Genomic DNA, 16,410 nt, shown 5'->3' with positions numbered 1-16,410 from the left:
AGCAACCGCATTTCATGCTCCGCATAAGCTTTTAAAGGGGTTGACATTTTTTAGAATTTTTTATAAGATTAATCCAGCGGACACCGATAAGCATTCCGCGGCTAGATTTAAGCCGCATCCAGCGCATGCTCATGCGCGTGCCAAGGCGTCCGGTTCGAAGGATAGTGATTGCCAGTTTGGCCTGGCCATGCCTATCCGATAAAAAATAGGGCGATTGTGGCGGCCACGAAGAAGCGTCGGCGGCTAAAAAAGGGCGGGATTTTTACATATACGCGATCGTTTTTTATAGATTTCCAATCATATCGCGACCCCCTCCAATACCCCGTTCTCAAACAATTTGCGCCCTATACCCAAAAGGGAAGCTGTCTTCATGAAGCTTCCCTTTTTTCTTTATTTTGAGATTTTTTATCTTTTTAAATTTTTTCCGCTGTGGAGACGGCGGTGGACATCGCGAAGCTGCTTATTGGTGACATGGGTATAGATTTGCGTGGTGGCGATGTTGCGGTGTCCCAAAAATTCCTGGACTAAACGCAGGTCAACCCCCTGGGTAAGCAAGTCTGTGGCAAAGGAGTGCCTGATGGTGTGGGGCGTGGCCATGACCGGCAGGCCGGAAATTTTCACGTATTTTTTCACAATATCTTCAATACTTTTAGAGGTTAGGCGCCTAGATTTGTCAGTTTTGGCGATTCCGGGCTTGTAATTAATAAATAAAGCTTCATCCATATCCTGCCTTTTTTCCAAATATCTCTTCATGGCCTCAATGGCTCTTTCGGAGAAATAAACCGTCCTTACTTTATTGCCTTTGCCCAAAATGGAAATTTCCAGGTCGCGGGTGGAGTTTTTTATTCTCAATTGGTCCCGGTTCAAGCTTATTAGTTCCGCTACCCGCAACCCCGTAGAAAAAAAAGTTTCCAGTATGGCCCGATCCCGCAATCCGATAATATTTTTCGTATCCGGGGCCAGAAGCAGCCTTTCAATTTGGTCCAAAGTCAGAAATTTAATTTCTTTGTCGGCTTTATCGCGGGCTAATTTAATTTTGGTGGGGGAGAGGGAGGCAATGTCTTTTTCCACAAAAAATTCCAACAGGGAACGCAGAGCGATTAAATAATAGTTCTGCGTGGTTTTTTTTAAAGTTTTTTTCGTCCGCGGGTCAATATGCCGGGCTAAAAAGATTCTGTATTTAGAGATATGGATAGGGGAGAGGGTGTTCGGTTTTAAGCTGGTCAGGTTATTCGCCTCTAGCCATTTAAAAAATTTATTTAAAAAGCGGGCATAGTTTTCCTGCGTTTTAGCCGAAAGCCCCTTTTCTATTTCCGCATAATCCAAGAAGTTATTTAAATATTCTATTATTGGTTTGTTCTTTTCCATATAGGGGAGAGGACTGGCCTATTTGCCGGCCTTTATTTAAGGGTTAACAATACTTCGCATAATGTAGATTAATCAACCTATAATCTATTATATCTTTTGTTTGCTCTTTAGGCAAGCCAATAAAGCCTCTTGGCCGTTTCCGGCGCTTCTGTTTCTCCCTAAGCGTTATGTAATTGTTAATCCCAGTATATTTATCTCCGGCGCAAACATTAGTAAAAATTTTAAAAATATCAGGAAAATCCCGATGCATAACAGGCCATAGACTATAGCCGCGAGTATAAATATGAGTTTGAACAATTGTTCCTCCATAGGTTTGTAAAATTTAAAATTTTAGTGGTACCTTCCATTGTCTTTTGCTAAAAATTTTAAATTTATAATTTAGTTGGGACGAACGGCCGTTCGTTTTTACGCTATTGTAAATGTAACGGCAATTTGTCTTTATATTATCTTTATTCCTAATTTTTTTATTTTTATCCGGGATGGTTTTTTAGCCTTTTGTCTTAATTATTTTGGGCTAATATTAGCTATTTTAGCTAATATTAAAGAAATATTATCTATAATAAACCCTGTCTCCGTGCCTTAAGTCTATATAGTTTTTATTTTTAAAATCGTTTTTTAAAGTTTCTTCCTTTATGGCCATTAATTTCCTTATTTGTTTTTCTTGATCCTCGTTAGTATTAAAATATATGGTTGGCCCATCCGCCAAAGACATTTTTACGGTATTAATTTCCCCGTCCAATATAAATTTTTCAACGATTAAACTGTCGGAAGTTTCAGCTTCATCCCCTTCTTCTTTTTTTTCACCAGGAAACCGGCGGGAAAGGCCTATTATGTAGTTTATGTAATTATCATCAACATCAATTTTCCCCAGCCCTCCGGCGAAATCATTTATTATTTTTCTTTCGCCCTGATTTTGGATAATTGGGTATTTTTTTTGTTTAATCTCCAGGGGGTTTGTCTCGTTTATCAAGTAGCCGTCAATATCGGCGTAATAATATTTTTCCTCCTCGCACCAGATAAAAGCGTATGATTTTTCTTGGACGTCTATGATTAGGGTGTGGGGAAGATTTTTGTTGATTGTGAGTTTTTCAAAAGAGTAGCTTTCTCCTAATTTTTCTTCCATCTCTTTTTTTCCGAAAACGAAGATATTATTTTGAGGAAGAAATACGAATTTTTTTTCTCGAATTTGTTGCCAGGCCAGGTTTTCAATTTCTCTCGGCGGAATCCTTATTGCCCCCCTGACAATCACATTGTTGATTGAAAAAACAGCCGAGGAAAAAATAAGCCAAATCAGCCCGCCTGCCAATAGTAAAATCAAGAAAACCGTTAATTTTTTTTTGCCCGACCAGCCGATGGAAAAATTTATTTTTTTCTTCCGCCGGTGATGAAAAAATGGATTGGACAGATTTTTACTTTGATAATCAATTTTTTTCCTCCTCTTATACATATGTTCAACGAGATTAAACTGGTTGCTTTGTTTAGATGAACCATTAATTCGAATTCTACTGTGCTTATCTTCACGAACTTTGAATTAATGCGAATGCCGCGAATTAGCATTCGGAGCATAATTCGCATGTGCCCTATTTGTAGCAGGGCTGCCGAAGGCAAAACAGGCATTCGGATTATGGCAGGAATGTTCAAGTCCGTAGGCAGAATCCGGATTAAGGGGTCGTTAAAGGGTTTAAGCCCTTTTGGAGATGGCGCCACTTATTAGTTTATCTAAGAATTGGCTGAAAGGCAGGCCGGCGGCGTTGGCCGATTGCGGGACTAAAGAAGTGGCGGTCATGCCCGGGATAGTATTTATTTCTAAAAAATAAAGCTTATCACTCCCCTTTTGCCAAATAAAATCCGCTCGAGCCAGATCTTTGCAGCCAATGGCTTTATAAGCGGCCAGGGCCTGCCCCCGTGCTTTTGTCTTGATTTTGGCGGGAATTTTAGCCGGACACACTTCTTCGCTGCCTCCGACCTCGTATTTGGCCTTATAATCAAACCAGGCGGAAACGCGCGGTATGATTTCGATTACGGGCAGGGCGCGAGCCGGATTATTACCCATAACCGGCACGGTTAATTCCCGCCCCTTTATAAATTCTTCCAAAAGCGCTTCTCTGTCGTATCGAAAAGCGGTTTCAATCCCCTTCTTCAGTTCTTTTTTATTTTTGGCAATTGACATGCCGACGGATGAGCCAAGTTCAGACGGCTTAACAACAATGGGCAGGGATAATTTTTTTATAATTTTATTTAAATTATATTTTTCATTTTTTCTGATTAAAACATCAGGAGCCATTTCTATCCCCTCTTTTTCTATGATTACCTTGGTTTTATATTTATTCATAGCCAAGGCGCTTGATAGGCAGCCGGAAAATAAATAAGGAATATTGAGTATATCAAGCAGACCTTGCAATTTTCCGTCTTCGCCAAACGGGCCGTGCAGAGCCGGAAATACTAAATCAAACTTTTTCTTTAAGGCGTCGCTAAAAAATTTCCCCAAATTATTTTTTGGGTCATATCTAAAAATTTGATATTTTTTTTTATCAAGCGCTTTGTAAATTTGTTCCCCGGTTTTTAAGGAGACTTCCCTCTCCCCTCCCCAACCGCCGGAAAGCAAAGCGATTTTTAGTTTTTTCATATTTTTTCTCTACGAATTACAAATCAATACGAATATACGAATAATATTATATAGTATATCGTTTTAAGCCGGCCAGCCGAACTCGCTATAATATATATTTTTGCCAATGTTCTCAAGGGCAAATTTTACTTCCGGCACCATATTTTCTGGTAGGTCATTAAGTTTATGCCATTTAAGATCGTCGCATTTATTCGGCTCCATGTTCGTAATATCACCAGCCCATTTTTGGGCGCGCAGAAAAATGTCAAAATATTCTCTCACAGGTGTAAGCCGGTGCATAACGTGAATTACCTCGAGATCTTCCGGGCTTAAGACAATGTTAGCTTCTTCTTTAGTTTCACGGGTTAAGCATTGTTTAGTTGTTTCGCCCCTTTCAAGATGGCCAGCCACTAAACCATAGTTACCATCTTGATAGCCAGTATTATACCGCCTTTGCAGTAATATTTGCTCATCTCTGATGAGAACAAGATAAATAGCTGAATATACTTTAAATCTTTCTTTTTTAGGCATATTTATTTGTCATTGCGAGTCCTGCCAGCAGGCGGGACGAAGCAATCTCTGGACAGCTGGAAATAGTAAAAAAATTAAAAAATATTATGTTACCTCGGTGGATGTTAATTATAGCCATTTAATAAAATCAGACTTCGTGCTTTTGGACCAAAGATTGCTTCGTCCCCCGCCTCGGCGGGGTCCTCGCAATGACAGGGATGTCATTCTATTTCTAAAATATCAATCACCGGCGGCATTAAAAAGCGGAAGGGCAGACCGCCCAAACCTATGCCGGTGGTAATAAAGACTTTTGTGCCTCTGAATTCCCTCAAGCCCTTGTCAAAATCATGGGTCATTCTGGCAATATATTTATAAGCGTATTTATAAAAAGGGTAAATCCGAATTTGTCCGCCGTGGGTATGCCCGCAGACAACCAAATTCATATTATAAGACGGAAATTCATAAGCCGCATCCGGATTGTGTTCAAGAATTATGTTAATATCATCGCGGCTAAGATTTTTTAATAAGTTATAATCAGGTTTTCTCGTTTCTAAATCAGCCAACCCAACAATTCTAATTTCTTGCCCCCTTATTTTTATGGTTTCAATTTTATTGTCAATAACTTTAATTCCGCATTTTAATAAAATTTCCATTAATTTTTTGGAAACGTCTTTTTCGTGTTGGTTGCCGCAGTCATGATTTCCCAGAACCGCCAAAGTCCGGGGCATTAATTTTTTCAAGTCGGCCAAATTTTTTTCTATTTTATTTTCCGGCAAGCGCCAGACAAAATCGCCGGGAATAAAAACCAGGTCGGGGTTAAGATTATTTATTTTTTTTACAGCTTTGGTTAATAAACTTTTTTTAGTAAAAAGGCCGATATGCAGGTCGGAAATGATAACTATTTTTAAACCAGTTTTTAGGGGGTTTTTAAAATTTATTTGTCGGCGTTTTATTCTGATAATTCTCGGCTCAATAAAGCGGGCGTAAAGAAAAATTAGGCAAATTAAGATTAAAAAAAATCTTAAGGTTCTCCCTGCTTGAATCCCGGGCCAGATTAAGTATATTAAGAAAAAGGCAAGGAAATAGCTTAAATAAAAAGCGATTACGCCAAGACTTGTCAAAATCATAATTATTTCTTCTTAATAACTTTGAGGCCGCCTGGCAGGTATTTATGCAGGGCTTTGGGAATAATAACCGAACCGTCGGCCTGCTGGAAGTTTTCTAGAATCACCAAGGGCGCGCGGCTGGAAGTAATGGCGGTGCCGTTTAAAGTATGGACATATTCGGTTTTGCCGTCTTTGGTTTTGTATTTTATATTCAGGCGCCGGGCCTGGAAATCAGTGCAGTTGGAGCAGCTGGTAATTTCTCCCCAGTTATTTTTCATCGGCATCCAGGCCTCCAAATCATATTTTCTGTAAGCCGGTCCGCCTAAGTCGCCCGAGCAGATTTCCATCACCCGGAAAGGAATTTCCAGCTCTTTGTAAATTTCTTTTTCAATTTCTTTCATTTCTTGGTGCAATTCTTCGGAAGTTTCCGGCCGGGAAAAAACGAACATCTCAACTTTGCTGAATTGATGCACTCGGTAAAGGCCGCGGGATTCTTTGCCGTAGGCCCCGGCTTCCTTTCTAAAGCAATGGGAAAAGCCGACATATTTTATATCCAAATCCTCTTCTTTAAGTGTTTTGTTAGCCAGATAGCCGCCCAAGGTGATTTCGGCCGTGGCGATTAAAGAAGTGTCTTCGCCTTTTATTTCATAAATCTGCTCTTCATTGCCTCTCGGGTTATAGCCCGTGCCTTTCATAATAAAACTCTTGGCCAAGTCAGGCGTGGAAAAAGGAATAAAGCCTTTTTTTACCAGTTTTTCCAAAGCGAACTGGATTAAAGCGAATTCCAGCAAAGCTAGTTCATTTTTCAAGTAGAAAAATCCGGCCCCGGCCACTTGCGCCGCAGTTTCAAAATCCAAAATATCCAATTCCTTGCCTAAAGTTAAGTGGTCTTTAGGGGTAAAGTTAAATTTCGTCGGCTCCCCCACTCTTTCAATCTCTTTATTCTCGGAATCATCTTTGCCAATCGGCGTATCCGGGTGGTAAAGGTTAGGCGCTTTTTCCATTAAATCCTGATACTGCCTTTCAATTTCTTCGGATTTTTTCTCAAAAGCAGTAATTTCTTCTTTCAGTTTTCTCCCCTCTTCAATCTGGGCAGATGTCGGTTTTCCTCCTTTAGCCGCGGCCGCTAATTCATTGCGTTTAGCCCTTAATTCGTCAATTTTCCCCTGACTTTCCCTTCTTTCCTCGTCAATTTTAAGCAACTCGTCAATATCAACCTTGATGTTTTTATTTTTGGCCGCTTCCTTGATTTTCGCCGCGTTGGCGCGGATGAATTTTATGTCCAGCATATGGGTTAATTTATAGTTAATAATGAAAAATGAATAATTAATTTATATATTGTATTCTTTTTTCCAGGGAATATTATTTTTTTTAATATCTTCTTTTATTTCTTTTTTGACTAATTTGAACATGCTCTCCAGCCGGGGAAAGTTTTTTACTTCCTTGTCGCCATAAATTACCAGGAGTTCCGGCGTATCAATTTTACCCGGGGCTTCTATTTTCGTAAAGTGCGTTAAGGTTTCTATTTTATCAAGGGCTTTTATGAATTTTGCTTCCTCCGACTCTCCTTTTTCATAATCCTGCCAGAGCTTATAGATCTCCTTTCCCGTTTTAACCGGCAGAAATTTTTTGATTTTTTCCATTGCTTTCTCTTCTTTTTGGTGTTTATATTCCTTGGTAATTTTTCCTTGAGCAATAAGCCGGGCGTCAATGTCGCCGGTAATGGCTTCGGGCAAATCATGGATTAAAGCGATTTTTAAAGCTTTTTCCAGTTTTAATTTTAATTTTAACTCGCTGGCGACGACCGCCGCCATTAAAGCCAAACGCCAAGAATGGTCAGCGCTGGAATCGCCTTTTAAAGTTTTCGACTCGCCAAAGCGATAGGTTTCTTTCAGTTTCCCTATTTGGTGTAAAAATTTCAGAATTTGTTTTAGATTTTTATCTTTAGGCATTTATTGACAAAAGTTAGGTGATACAATATTATATTGTAATCCCCGAGAAGTTAACGTTCATTTTAACAAAGGAGAAGCGCCATGCTTTTTGAAGAATTGCGGTACGGAGACTGGTTTATTTTTTGGAATCTGCCGAAGACAGCGATCCCAATCTTATGGTAAAACTTGAATTTCCGGTTCAATCCATAAGTCTTTCCACCGTAAAACCGCTTACAGCCCTTTCCGTTCGTTCCGGGTCGTTTTCCACTGTCACTGATGATGTCGAAGTCATAAAAATTTCCTTGACCTTCGGAGAATTATATAACGGGACCAGGTTTATTTTGGTGGACGATATGGGTAAAAAAACAGGCGTGGTTATCTACAAAAGGGTTTTAAGGGATCCTGAAAAGCCGCATTCTCCCCAAAATCCTTTCCTCGCCTTGAGCGAAGGTGGAACCGTCAAAATCCCGGTTCCGGAAGACACAAGGGTTATCAAGATAAGGTAAATTGTGCCTTACCCCTTATATGGCCCAGCTAAATTAACTGGGCCTTTTATTTATAAACCCAATTTATCACTAATTCTCTGCAAAGCCTTTAAGCCAATTTCCAAAAATTCATCCAAAGACAATCCTATTTTTTCGCATTCCAAAATAATCTCGCGGTCGCACTTGGCGGCGAAGGCCCTGGTTTTAAATTTCTTTTTTAAAGACTCTGGCTTGACGCTAGCTAATTTTTTATCCGGCTGGACTAAGGCGCAAGCGATGATTAAGCCGGTTAAAGTTTCAGCCGCGGCTAAGGCATGCTGAATTTTTGCGGTTCTTGCTTTATCTTGGTTAATTCCGCAAAATTCGTTGCCATAGCCATGCGAAACAATGGTTTCAATTAAAAAATCACTAGCGCCGGCTTCCTTTAAAATTTCCACGGCTTTTACCGTATGCTCTTTGGGATTATTTTTAGTTAAATCCCAATCAATATCATGAAGCAAACCAATAATACCCCAGATTTCCTCGTTTTCGTTAAAATGCTTGGCCAGTTCCCGCATTATGGCTTCGCTCTCTAGGCAATGCATTTTTACGATGTCATCCTTGATGTATTTATTTAATAACTCTTCAGCTTGTTTATAGTTTACGCCTAAGTCCATATATCTGAATTTTCAATTTTCAATTAACAATTTTCAAACAATTATCAATGCTTAAATTTTCAATTGATAATTAAATATTTATTGGTAATTGTAAATTGATAATTGATAATTAATTTTTCGGTTTCATCAAGGGGAAAATTTGGGTTTCCCTCATCGGTTTATCCATTAAAAAAGCGAAAAGACGTTCGGAAAAGCCAAAACCGCAGGTCGGAGGCATGCCATATTCCAAAGCCTCCACAAAATCCTTGTCAAACATTTGGGCTTCTTCATCCCCGGCTTCGCGCAGTTCCTGCTGTTCCCTGAATCTTTGCGCTTGGTCAGTCGGGTCGTTTAATTCGCTGTAGCCGTTGCCAAGCTCTGAGCCGGCAAGGATTACCTGAAAGCGCTGGGCAATTTCCGGGTTTTTCTCATCCCGTTTAGCCAGGGGCGAGACCGTAATCGGCGCTCCGACTAAAAACCCCGGCCCGCCAATCTGCCTACGGCAGTATTTCCAGAGATTGTCAATAGCTCGTGTAATATTAAAGCCCTTTTTATCATATTCCACGCCCAGTTTATCCAATTTAGCTTTTATTTCCTTTTCATTTGTTTTTAAAATATCAATTCCGGTTTGTTTTTTTATAATCTGGCGATAGTCGTATCTTTCCCATTTTTTTCCCAAATCAACTTCAAATCCCCTGATTTTAAATTTAAGCGCGCCGAAAATTTCCTGGGCAATATATTTATACATTTCCTCCACTAATTTCATCCCTTCTTCATAATCAGCATAAGCCCAATAAAATTCCATTTGGGAATAATCCTGAAGGTGCTCCGAGTCCATGCCTTCATTCCGAAAAATCCGGCCGATTTCAAAAACCTTTTCCAAGCCGGCCACCATCAATTTTTTCTGCCAAAGTTCGCCGCAGGATATCCGCAGATAGACGTCTAAATCCAAGGCGTTATGATGAGTTATAAACGGCCGGGCGTCAGCTCCGCCCGTAGTAGTTTCCAAAACAGGAGTTTCCACCTCCAAAAATCCCTTTTTAATTAAAAATTCCCGGGTGGCCTGCCAGAATTTAGCTCTTTTGGCTATCATTTCTTTTACTTCCGGATTAAAAAGAATGTCTAAATATCTTTTTCTGAATCGCTCTTCTTCATCTCTAAGGCCCGACCATTTGTCAGGCAGAGGCCGCAGAGTTTTAGCCAGTACTTTCCAATTTTTCGCCAAAACGCTCTTTTCGCCCTTATGCGTTAAAAAGCACTCCCCCTCTATTCCGACAAAATCGCCTATGTCTATAAATTTCACGAAAGTTTTATAATCTTTGTCCCCTATTTCTTTTTTAGAGAGGGCGATCTGGATTTTACCGCTTTCGTCTTCCAAATTGGCAAAGGTTAAGTTGCCGTGGGAACGCAGGCCGCGCAAGCGGCCAGTGAGAGATATTTTTTCCTTCGTTTCTTCCAGTTTAGAAAAATTTAAAATGACCGCTTTTATTAAATGCGTTCTTTTGGTTCGGGCCGGGTATGGATTTATGCCTTCTTTTTTTAAATTGGCTAATTTTTTAATTCTTTCTTTATATTCGTTTACCTTGTTGGCATTAGGCATATAATTAGGAAATTAATACGTTAATTAATATTAATATTTTAGGTTATTTTTAGCAAAAAGTCAAAATTGAGATGAGTTGATTTTTTTCTTATTATGATATAAAATAAAAAAACTAAATATTAAAATATTTAAGTTTGAACATTAAAATAGGCAAAAGGGGGTAAACAAAATGGCTGTTGATAATGTTTGGAAGAAAGATGCTTTTTGTTCTGGTTATTTTGCGAGAGTAAAAATAAACACTGACAATGTACACTATGGCTGGCTTGCTCCAGGAGAGAAAGACCTTAAGTTATTGGGATGTGTGAAGGGAAAGAAAATTTTAGAAATAGCTTGCGGGGCAGCCCAAAATTCTATTGCCTTGGCTAAGCAAGGCGCTATTTGTACGGGGATTGATATCTCCCCTGCTATGTTGCGAAGAGCCAAAATTTTAGCCGAAGATAATAGAATTAAGATTGAACTTTTAGAGGGAGATTGCTCTGATCTTCTAAAAGTTTTAAATCACCCGGGCAGTTATTTCGACATTATAATTTCTAGTTATGGTGTTTGTTTGCTTGGGGAAATTGGAGAGATATTCAGACAGATTAACTTTTTCCTGAAAATGGATGGTAATTTTACGTTTTGCGGTACTCATCCCCAGCAAATTCCTTTAGGCTGGAAGAAAGATGAGGCTACTGACGCAACAGATAATGGAGGATGGCAGGAGAATTATTTAACTATAAATGAAGCTATCTCCTGTCTTAGCAAAGCCGGATTTTTAGTAAGAAGAATAGTGGAACAAATTACCATTAATCCGTCTCATATACCGGAGGCGGAGAGGAATGGATTTCCCTATGTTCTTCTGAACCCGGATCCCCGTTTTGATGAAGGCAGTGAACGTCCTCATACTATTATCTACTCTTGCCAAAAAGTAGAAACCGTGCCCTTTTAAAAGGCACGGTTTTTTTATTTTAAATTTTTTTGAAATTATTTTTACTCAATTTTTATTATTTCGTATTCAACTTCGCCTTTAGGGGTATTAACTTTTACTTTGTCCCCTTTTTTTCGGCCAAGAAAAGCAACACCTAAGGGGGATTCATTAGAAATTTTTCCGGCGAGAGGGTCAGCTTCGTTAAAACTTACAATCGTGTATTCTTTTTCCCCGTTGCTGTTTTTTACAGTTAATTTTGAGCCCATAACAACTTCATTTTTTTTAGTGCGCTTATCCTCCACTATGGTCAGATTTTTGAGCAAATTTGTCACTTCCATAACCCGGCCCTCATTAAAGGCTTGTTCGTCTTTGGCGTCCTGGTATTCGGCGTTCTCGCTTAAATCGCCTAACTCTTTGGCCTTCTCAATCCTATCCGCGATTTCTTTTCTCCTGACATTTGTTAAATAATCCAGCTCTTTTTTTAATTTGTCATAACCTTCTTGGGATATTATTTGGTCAGGCATATTTTTACGTAACACGTAACATGCAATATATAGCATGCCATGTGGAAAAATTAGATAATATAATCTTTAATATACAGGATAATAAAAAATTAGGCAAGGTTTGTGTCCGTTTTTAATCTCTCTGCGGTTGCCGCGGCGATTATCAGATAGCCGATGCCCAAGGGGTGGTTGGCGTAGGGGCTGAAAAAACTTACGGCCGCCAAAACAACCAGACCGATTGCCAGACCGAAGCCAAGCCGATTTTTCGCTCTTAGACCGTCATAGGCGATTTTTGCCATCAGGACTATATACGATATGAGCCCAAGAAAACCGAGTTTTAACCAAATATCAAGCCAGCCCCATTCAAAGGCATAAGTGGTATATTGGCCGTCAACGTTAGTTTCCAGAATTCGCGGGTCTTTTGACTGGTAGGTAACCGTAGTTCCGAACCCAGTTCCCAAAATCGGCGCTTTTTTTATAGCTGCCCATAAAGGAGGGAGAAGCTGCCAGCGGGAAGAAATGGCCGCTTCATCGGTTTTGCTCAGGCGTTCAGAGAAAAGGGAACTTGTGTCAAAACCGCCCAATGGGCTGGGGTAAGGAAATTTGACAATGGCAAAAATAACAACCACGGCTGCCGCCCCGGTTGCCAGCAAAACCACGGAAATTTTTAGGATGGTTTTTGTTTTTTCTTCAAAGATTATAACCAAATAATAAAATAGTAAGCCAGCGCTTAAACCGACCCAGAAACTGCGGGAAAAACTCACAAGGATTACGGACAGGGATAAAATGAATAATGAATAATGAATAATGAATAATTTTTTATTTTTTGGCGGCCAGCGGGGAAAGAAGGCTAAGAGGATGAAGAAGCCAAGGAGGATGAAAATATGCGACTGGAAAAATATGCGGTAAAAGCCGCCCTGAATCGCCGTGATTTCGCCAACGCCGGTAGTCCGCACCCATCTGTAAAGTTCAAGAATCAGGCCGGATGAATCATGGGAAAAAGCGAAAAGGAGAAAGAAAGTTTTAACGGCCAGCCAAGACATGGCGGCTAAAAATACCCTGCCTAAATCGCGAATATTTTCTTTTTTCTCCGCAAAGCCGTAGATGGGAAAGATTAAAGCAAAATAAAGCCAACCGTTAAAATCAAAAAATATGTTGCCAAAATCATTATGGTTCAGAAAGCCGTTAACTACTCCCCAAGCGATAAATAAAAATAATATCAGCCAGAGGCTGACCCGCCTTTGGCGGGAAATAATATCAGCCAGAGGCTGACCCGCCTTTGGCGGGAAATAATGAAAATAAATATTTTTTTCGCCTAATTCTAATTCGGGGCGCTGTTTATTCCTTGCCCAGTTTACCAAAAATTTCCCCAGCCAAACCGCCAAAACAATAAGCCAGAGAGCGATGCGGATGGAAATTGCCGTTCCGCCGCTTTCAAAATAAAATAAATAACCCTTGGAACCTATAAAAAGTTCAGCGAGCAATATTAAGATGCCATATTCCACCTTGATAACAGATAAAACCAAGACCAGGGCGGTAATGGCAAAAAAAGCGGCGGTTCCGAAATTGGGCAACAAAAAAGCGAAAATTGAAAATAATTCCGCCAAAAATATAAACAAAAATATAAGTTTTGTCTTTTTATCAAAAAAATTTTCCATAAACTAAAAACAATCAATAACCAAGAAATAATAACCAAACAAACTTCAATATTCAACAACCAATAAGCCAATTATTGGGTTATTGGATTTTAATATTTGGTCATTATTTGGAATTTGTTTCTTGTATCTTGGTTATTTCAAATATTCCACCCTATCCCCGGCTTTAAAGTTATTTTTTTTACAAAAGCCACTGCCTACTTCCAGAACATAATTAACCGGCTGGCCGCTTTTATATTCTTCCGGGTCCGCGGAAACAGGCAAGGGCAACTCCTCGTCTATTTTAACAATTTTTTCCCCATCAATCCAGATGATATCTATAGGGAAAAGCATTCCGCGCATAACAAAGGCCCTTTCTTTCTTATCCGGAAACGCGAAAAGCATTCCGCAATTTTGGCATAAGCTATCCCTGTTGGACAGGCCCAAATATCGCTCATTCGGCGTTTCGGCAATTTCTACCCCGATTTCAGTGTTATTTATTTTGACTTTTTTCGTTCTTTTTTCCGTGTCGGGAAAAAAAATGGTCGCTGAAACAGCAATAGTTAAAATCGCCAAAAATCCGGAAAAAAATATTATTTTTTTAAGCATAGCTTAAAGCAAATGGTGTTTATTTTTTATTATCTTCACCGCTTCCCTGTATTTTTTGGCCGTTGGCAAAAACGGCATCAATTTATAGGCGAAAGAAGGCAGCCAGGAGCTTATTGTTCCCCCGGGCTTGATTTTAAACAAGATTTTATCAATCCAGAAACCCTTGTATCCCCTGGCAAGCATTGTCAGATACAGGTCCCAGTCCTGAAGTTTTTTTATGGATTCATCCCAACCGCTTCCGGGAAAATTTTCCCGCCTGATCAAGGACATGGTATGGATACAGGGGCCGGCTTTCAGTTTTTCTTCGGAAAACTGACCTAATTTAAAAAGTTTTCTGCCCCAAAAGAAAGAGGAGTAGGCATAGCTTGCTTCCGGATGGCTCTCCAAGGCTTTAAGCATCGTTTCCAGGGCTTCCGGAGCCAAAACCGCATCCGCATCGCAAAAAAACAAATACCCCCCCCTGCTTTCCTTAAATCCCCTGTTTCGGGCCGCGGGCGCGCCTTCATTTAATTTTAAATTTAAAATTTTAAATTTTAAATTTTTTTTATATTTGTCAATAACTTTTTGAATATTATCCGTTGAACCATCATCAATAATAATCACTTCATAATCTTTATGTGTTTGGTTAAGAATGCTGTCTAAACATTCAGGCAGTTTGTCCGCTTGGTTGTAAATTGGAATAATAATGCTAATCATTTGACTTTTGGCTGAAAAGTATTAATATAAAAGTAATTTTATTCAAATAAAGGAGGGTGGTATGAACCCGTTCTTTGATATGTTAAGATATGCCGGCAGTGAAGGAGAAATTATTCTCTATTGCCTTTATTTTCCTTGCCTGTTTTCCCTGGTCTTTTTGCTTGACGCTGTTTTCATCCTTCCTTTCGCGCTTAAAGCGATAGCGGAGGAGTAGGTGATATGGAAATTTCCCTTTTCTATTTTTGTTTTTTTAAATTGTTTCTCGCCTTCTCCCTATGCGCGCTGTCCATCATGTTTGTTGGCGCCTTTTTGCAAAAGGAAGTGGCGGGGAAAAATGCCTTTTTTTGTTTTTTGGGTTTGGCCTGTCTGATAACTTACTATTTCATTTGGTTATTGGGCCGGATATCCCCGCTTTATCTCCGATCGGATTTATCGTTATTGTTTAACTTTATTTTGGTTTTGGGGATATTTCTTGTTTATAGGCAGGTGAAATCACTTTTCAAGTGACGGGAAGCGTTTATAGTCTAGGCGCTTCCTTTTTGTTTTTAAAATCCCCCTTAATCCCCCTTTTCGAAAGGGGGCAGAATTAAATTATATATTTTTTCAATTTGTTTTCTCCAGCTAAATTCCCTTAAAGCCCTCTCTCTCCCCCTTTCTCCCAGTTTTTTCCTTAAATTTTCATCTCGGGCTAATTTAATAACCGCTTCGGTAATTTTTTCTTCACTCTCCGGATTAACCAACAGGCCGTTTAAGCCATTAACCACCGCATCTCCGACTCCCCCGCTGGCTCCGGCAATGACCGGTTTGCCAGCCAGATTCGCTTCCAAATAGACAATGCCAAAGCCTTCGTAATCTCCGCCCATATTTCTGGCCGGCATAATAAAAACATCGCAGAGATCAAGCCAGGCGTTTCTTTTTTTATCATCGGCGCTACTAATTATCAAAACATTTTTTTCCAGTTTCAAGCCGGCAATAATTTTTTTAATATTTTCTTCTTCTGGGCCATCGCCGACTATAACATAAATTAAATTTGGCGCCTGTTTTAAAATTTCCGGCAAGCAAGCCAGAACCATATCAACGCCCTTTCTTTTTACCAGGCGGCCAACCGTAAGCAGTATAAACTTGTTTTCTATATTATATTTTTTTTTGATATTCGTTATAAGTTCCACGTTATGCGTTATGCGACCGTTAATTCCCGGATTAACCACAACTATCTTTTTCCGGCTGCCCAAAAAATTTTCCGCCGATTTCGCCACATAACTGTTTCCGCAAATTATATTATTCGCCTTAGCAAGAATTCTCCGGGAAAGCCAACGTTTCCAGGCGCTTCGCGAAGCCAGAGAAAAATCAAGCCCGTGGATAATAACGGAATATTCAAAGTTTTTAAACTTGGACGCAAGAAAAGCGGCGGTTCCCAAAGGCAAAATTTGCCCGATCAAAACATGATTTATTTCCCTTTTTTTAATTTCCTTAGCTAACTTAAACACGGCCGGCAGCCATTTCGGCCAAAGCCAATTCTTCACCAATTGGCCCTTGTTGTCGTCCAGAACAAAAATTTCATTCGGTTGCGGCCAGTGCTTGACCAAATTGCCGTAATAATTGGCTATACCGCCGTGGAAGGGAGGATATTCCAATGTGAATAAAATAGTTCTCATTGTAGAAATAAAAAGTAGGTTAAAGTTTCTCGCCATACCTTGCTAAGACGGTAATAATTTCTAATTTCTGAATCACCCAATTTCTAATAAAAATCCTAATATCTAATTTCTAAATTAAAAACATTTTTGACATTAGGAATTTTTAAGATCGGAAGAGCACACGTCT

18 protein-coding genes are annotated in these 16,410 nt (G+C 39.6%); 4 read left to right on the top strand and 14 right to left on the bottom strand.

The genetic code is table 11. The annotated features are described in order from the left end of the window. Window positions 1-202 (top strand): hypothetical protein (locus PHQ42_03665; GenBank protein ID MDD5071806.1); only part of this gene is annotated, 202 nt, incomplete at its 5' end. A 203-nt stretch (window positions 203-405) separates the two neighbouring features. On the opposite strand, the gene PHQ42_03660 is transcribed toward PHQ42_03665, so the two are convergent. The 7 genes from PHQ42_03660 to PHQ42_03630 all read right to left on the bottom strand — a co-directional run bounded on the left by PHQ42_03660 (window position 406) and on the right by PHQ42_03630 (window position 7,541). Next, window positions 406-1,368 (bottom strand): tyrosine-type recombinase/integrase, encoded by a 963-nt coding sequence (locus PHQ42_03660; protein MDD5071805.1) that lies wholly within the window; start codon window positions 1,366-1,368, stop codon window positions 406-408. Window positions 1,369-1,918: 550 nt separating this feature from the next. Next, window positions 1,919-2,815, bottom strand: a complete 897-nt coding sequence (locus PHQ42_03655; GenBank protein ID MDD5071804.1) for a hypothetical protein — start codon at window positions 2,813-2,815, stop codon at window positions 1,919-1,921. A gap of 234 nt (window positions 2,816-3,049) precedes the next feature. Beyond that, window positions 3,050-3,994, bottom strand: coding sequence for a D-alanine--D-alanine ligase (locus tag PHQ42_03650; protein MDD5071803.1), 945 nt, complete (start codon window positions 3,992-3,994; stop codon window positions 3,050-3,052). Between the two features lie 63 nt (window positions 3,995-4,057). Next, window positions 4,058-4,504, bottom strand: a complete 447-nt coding sequence (locus tag PHQ42_03645; GenBank protein MDD5071802.1) for an NUDIX domain-containing protein — start codon at window positions 4,502-4,504, stop codon at window positions 4,058-4,060. A gap of 200 nt (window positions 4,505-4,704) precedes the next feature. Further along, on the bottom strand, window positions 4,705-5,610 hold the full coding sequence (locus PHQ42_03640; protein ID MDD5071801.1) for a metallophosphoesterase: 906 nt from the start codon (window positions 5,608-5,610) through the stop codon (window positions 4,705-4,707). A gap of 2 nt (window positions 5,611-5,612) precedes the next feature. Continuing rightward, window positions 5,613-6,878, bottom strand: a complete 1,266-nt coding sequence (serS, locus tag PHQ42_03635; protein MDD5071800.1) for a serine--tRNA ligase — start codon at window positions 6,876-6,878, stop codon at window positions 5,613-5,615. A gap of 42 nt (window positions 6,879-6,920) precedes the next feature. After that, window positions 6,921-7,541, bottom strand: coding sequence for an HD domain-containing protein (locus PHQ42_03630; GenBank protein ID MDD5071799.1), 621 nt, complete (start codon window positions 7,539-7,541; stop codon window positions 6,921-6,923). A 122-nt stretch (window positions 7,542-7,663) separates the two neighbouring features. Here PHQ42_03630 and PHQ42_03625 point away from each other — a divergent pair, with 122 nt between their 5' ends. Further along, window positions 7,664-8,026, top strand: a complete 363-nt coding sequence (locus tag PHQ42_03625; protein ID MDD5071798.1) for a hypothetical protein — start codon at window positions 7,664-7,666, stop codon at window positions 8,024-8,026. Window positions 8,027-8,076: 50 nt separating this feature from the next. Here the strand turns inward: PHQ42_03625 and PHQ42_03620 are convergent, their stop codons facing one another. Then, window positions 8,077-8,661 carry an HDIG domain-containing protein gene (locus tag PHQ42_03620; GenBank protein MDD5071797.1) on the bottom strand — a complete coding sequence of 195 codons (585 nt, stop codon included), beginning with the start codon at window positions 8,659-8,661 and terminating at the stop codon, window positions 8,077-8,079. A gap of 109 nt (window positions 8,662-8,770) precedes the next feature. Then, on the bottom strand, window positions 8,771-10,240 hold the full coding sequence (gene lysS / locus PHQ42_03615) for a lysine--tRNA ligase (protein MDD5071796.1): 1,470 nt from the start codon (window positions 10,238-10,240) through the stop codon (window positions 8,771-8,773). A gap of 169 nt (window positions 10,241-10,409) precedes the next feature. Here lysS and PHQ42_03610 point away from each other — a divergent pair, with 169 nt between their 5' ends. Further along, window positions 10,410-11,168, top strand: coding sequence for a class I SAM-dependent methyltransferase (locus PHQ42_03610; GenBank protein ID MDD5071795.1), 759 nt, complete (start codon window positions 10,410-10,412; stop codon window positions 11,166-11,168). Window positions 11,169-11,209: 41 nt separating this feature from the next. Here the strand turns inward: PHQ42_03610 and greA are convergent, their stop codons facing one another. From greA to PHQ42_03590, 4 genes are all read right to left on the bottom strand, one after another. Next, complete coding sequence (gene greA / locus PHQ42_03605) at window positions 11,210-11,671, bottom strand: transcription elongation factor GreA (protein ID MDD5071794.1); 462 nt, start codon at window positions 11,669-11,671, stop codon at window positions 11,210-11,212. An 89-nt stretch (window positions 11,672-11,760) separates the two neighbouring features. Next, window positions 11,761-13,308 carry an O-antigen ligase family protein gene (locus PHQ42_03600; protein MDD5071793.1) on the bottom strand — a complete coding sequence of 516 codons (1,548 nt, stop codon included), beginning with the start codon at window positions 13,306-13,308 and terminating at the stop codon, window positions 11,761-11,763. Between the two features lie 132 nt (window positions 13,309-13,440). Continuing rightward, window positions 13,441-13,893 carry a DUF192 domain-containing protein gene (locus PHQ42_03595; protein MDD5071792.1) on the bottom strand — a complete coding sequence of 151 codons (453 nt, stop codon included), beginning with the start codon at window positions 13,891-13,893 and terminating at the stop codon, window positions 13,441-13,443. Between the two features lie 3 nt (window positions 13,894-13,896). Beyond that, window positions 13,897-14,589, bottom strand: coding sequence for a glycosyltransferase family 2 protein (locus PHQ42_03590; protein ID MDD5071791.1), 693 nt, complete (start codon window positions 14,587-14,589; stop codon window positions 13,897-13,899). 61 nt (window positions 14,590-14,650) lie between these two features. Here PHQ42_03590 and PHQ42_03585 point away from each other — a divergent pair, with 61 nt between their 5' ends. Further along, window positions 14,651-14,803, top strand: coding sequence for a hypothetical protein (locus tag PHQ42_03585; GenBank protein MDD5071790.1), 153 nt, complete (start codon window positions 14,651-14,653; stop codon window positions 14,801-14,803). Window positions 14,804-15,146: 343 nt separating this feature from the next. Here PHQ42_03585 and PHQ42_03580 read toward each other — a convergent pair whose 3' ends face one another. After that, a complete protein-coding gene (locus PHQ42_03580; GenBank protein MDD5071789.1) occupies window positions 15,147-16,280 on the bottom strand; it encodes a glycosyltransferase family 4 protein in 1,134 nt (377 codons plus the stop codon). Window positions 16,281-16,410 lie beyond the last annotated feature (130 nt).

This window comes from Patescibacteria group bacterium, from assembly GCA_028711655.1.
GTDB lineage: Bacteria > Patescibacteriota > Patescibacteriia > Patescibacteriales > JAQTRU01 > JAQTRU01.
Note: the sequence above shows the minus strand (reverse complement) of the source record. Positions and strands in the feature narration are given on the sequence as shown.

Coding starts and splice junctions, on each gene's coding strand:
- PHQ42_03660 (MDD5071805.1), bottom strand. CDS start 1,368: ATGGAAAAGAACAAACCAATAATAGAATATTTAAATAACTTCTTGGAT.
- PHQ42_03655 (MDD5071804.1), bottom strand. CDS start 2,815: ATGTATAAGAGGAGGAAAAAAATTGATTATCAAAGTAAAAATCTGTCC.
- PHQ42_03650 (MDD5071803.1), bottom strand. CDS start 3,994: ATGAAAAAACTAAAAATCGCTTTGCTTTCCGGCGGTTGGGGAGGGGAG.
- PHQ42_03645 (MDD5071802.1), bottom strand. CDS start 4,504: ATGCCTAAAAAAGAAAGATTTAAAGTATATTCAGCTATTTATCTTGTT.
- PHQ42_03640 (MDD5071801.1), bottom strand. CDS start 5,610: ATGATTTTGACAAGTCTTGGCGTAATCGCTTTTTATTTAAGCTATTTC.
- serS (MDD5071800.1), bottom strand. CDS start 6,878: ATGCTGGACATAAAATTCATCCGCGCCAACGCGGCGAAAATCAAGGAA.
- PHQ42_03630 (MDD5071799.1), bottom strand. CDS start 7,541: ATGCCTAAAGATAAAAATCTAAAACAAATTCTGAAATTTTTACACCAA.
- PHQ42_03620 (MDD5071797.1), bottom strand. CDS start 8,661: ATGGACTTAGGCGTAAACTATAAACAAGCTGAAGAGTTATTAAATAAA.
- lysS (MDD5071796.1), bottom strand. CDS start 10,240: ATGCCTAATGCCAACAAGGTAAACGAATATAAAGAAAGAATTAAAAAA.
- PHQ42_03610 (MDD5071795.1), top strand. CDS start 10,410: ATGGCTGTTGATAATGTTTGGAAGAAAGATGCTTTTTGTTCTGGTTAT.
- greA (MDD5071794.1), bottom strand. CDS start 11,671: ATGCCTGACCAAATAATATCCCAAGAAGGTTATGACAAATTAAAAAAA.
- PHQ42_03600 (MDD5071793.1), bottom strand. CDS start 13,308: ATGGAAAATTTTTTTGATAAAAAGACAAAACTTATATTTTTGTTTATA.
- PHQ42_03595 (MDD5071792.1), bottom strand. CDS start 13,893: ATGCTTAAAAAAATAATATTTTTTTCCGGATTTTTGGCGATTTTAACT.
- PHQ42_03590 (MDD5071791.1), bottom strand. CDS start 14,589: ATGATTAGCATTATTATTCCAATTTACAACCAAGCGGACAAACTGCCT.
- PHQ42_03585 (MDD5071790.1), top strand. CDS start 14,651: ATGAACCCGTTCTTTGATATGTTAAGATATGCCGGCAGTGAAGGAGAA.
- PHQ42_03580 (MDD5071789.1), bottom strand. CDS start 16,280: ATGGCGAGAAACTTTAACCTACTTTTTATTTCTACAATGAGAACTATT.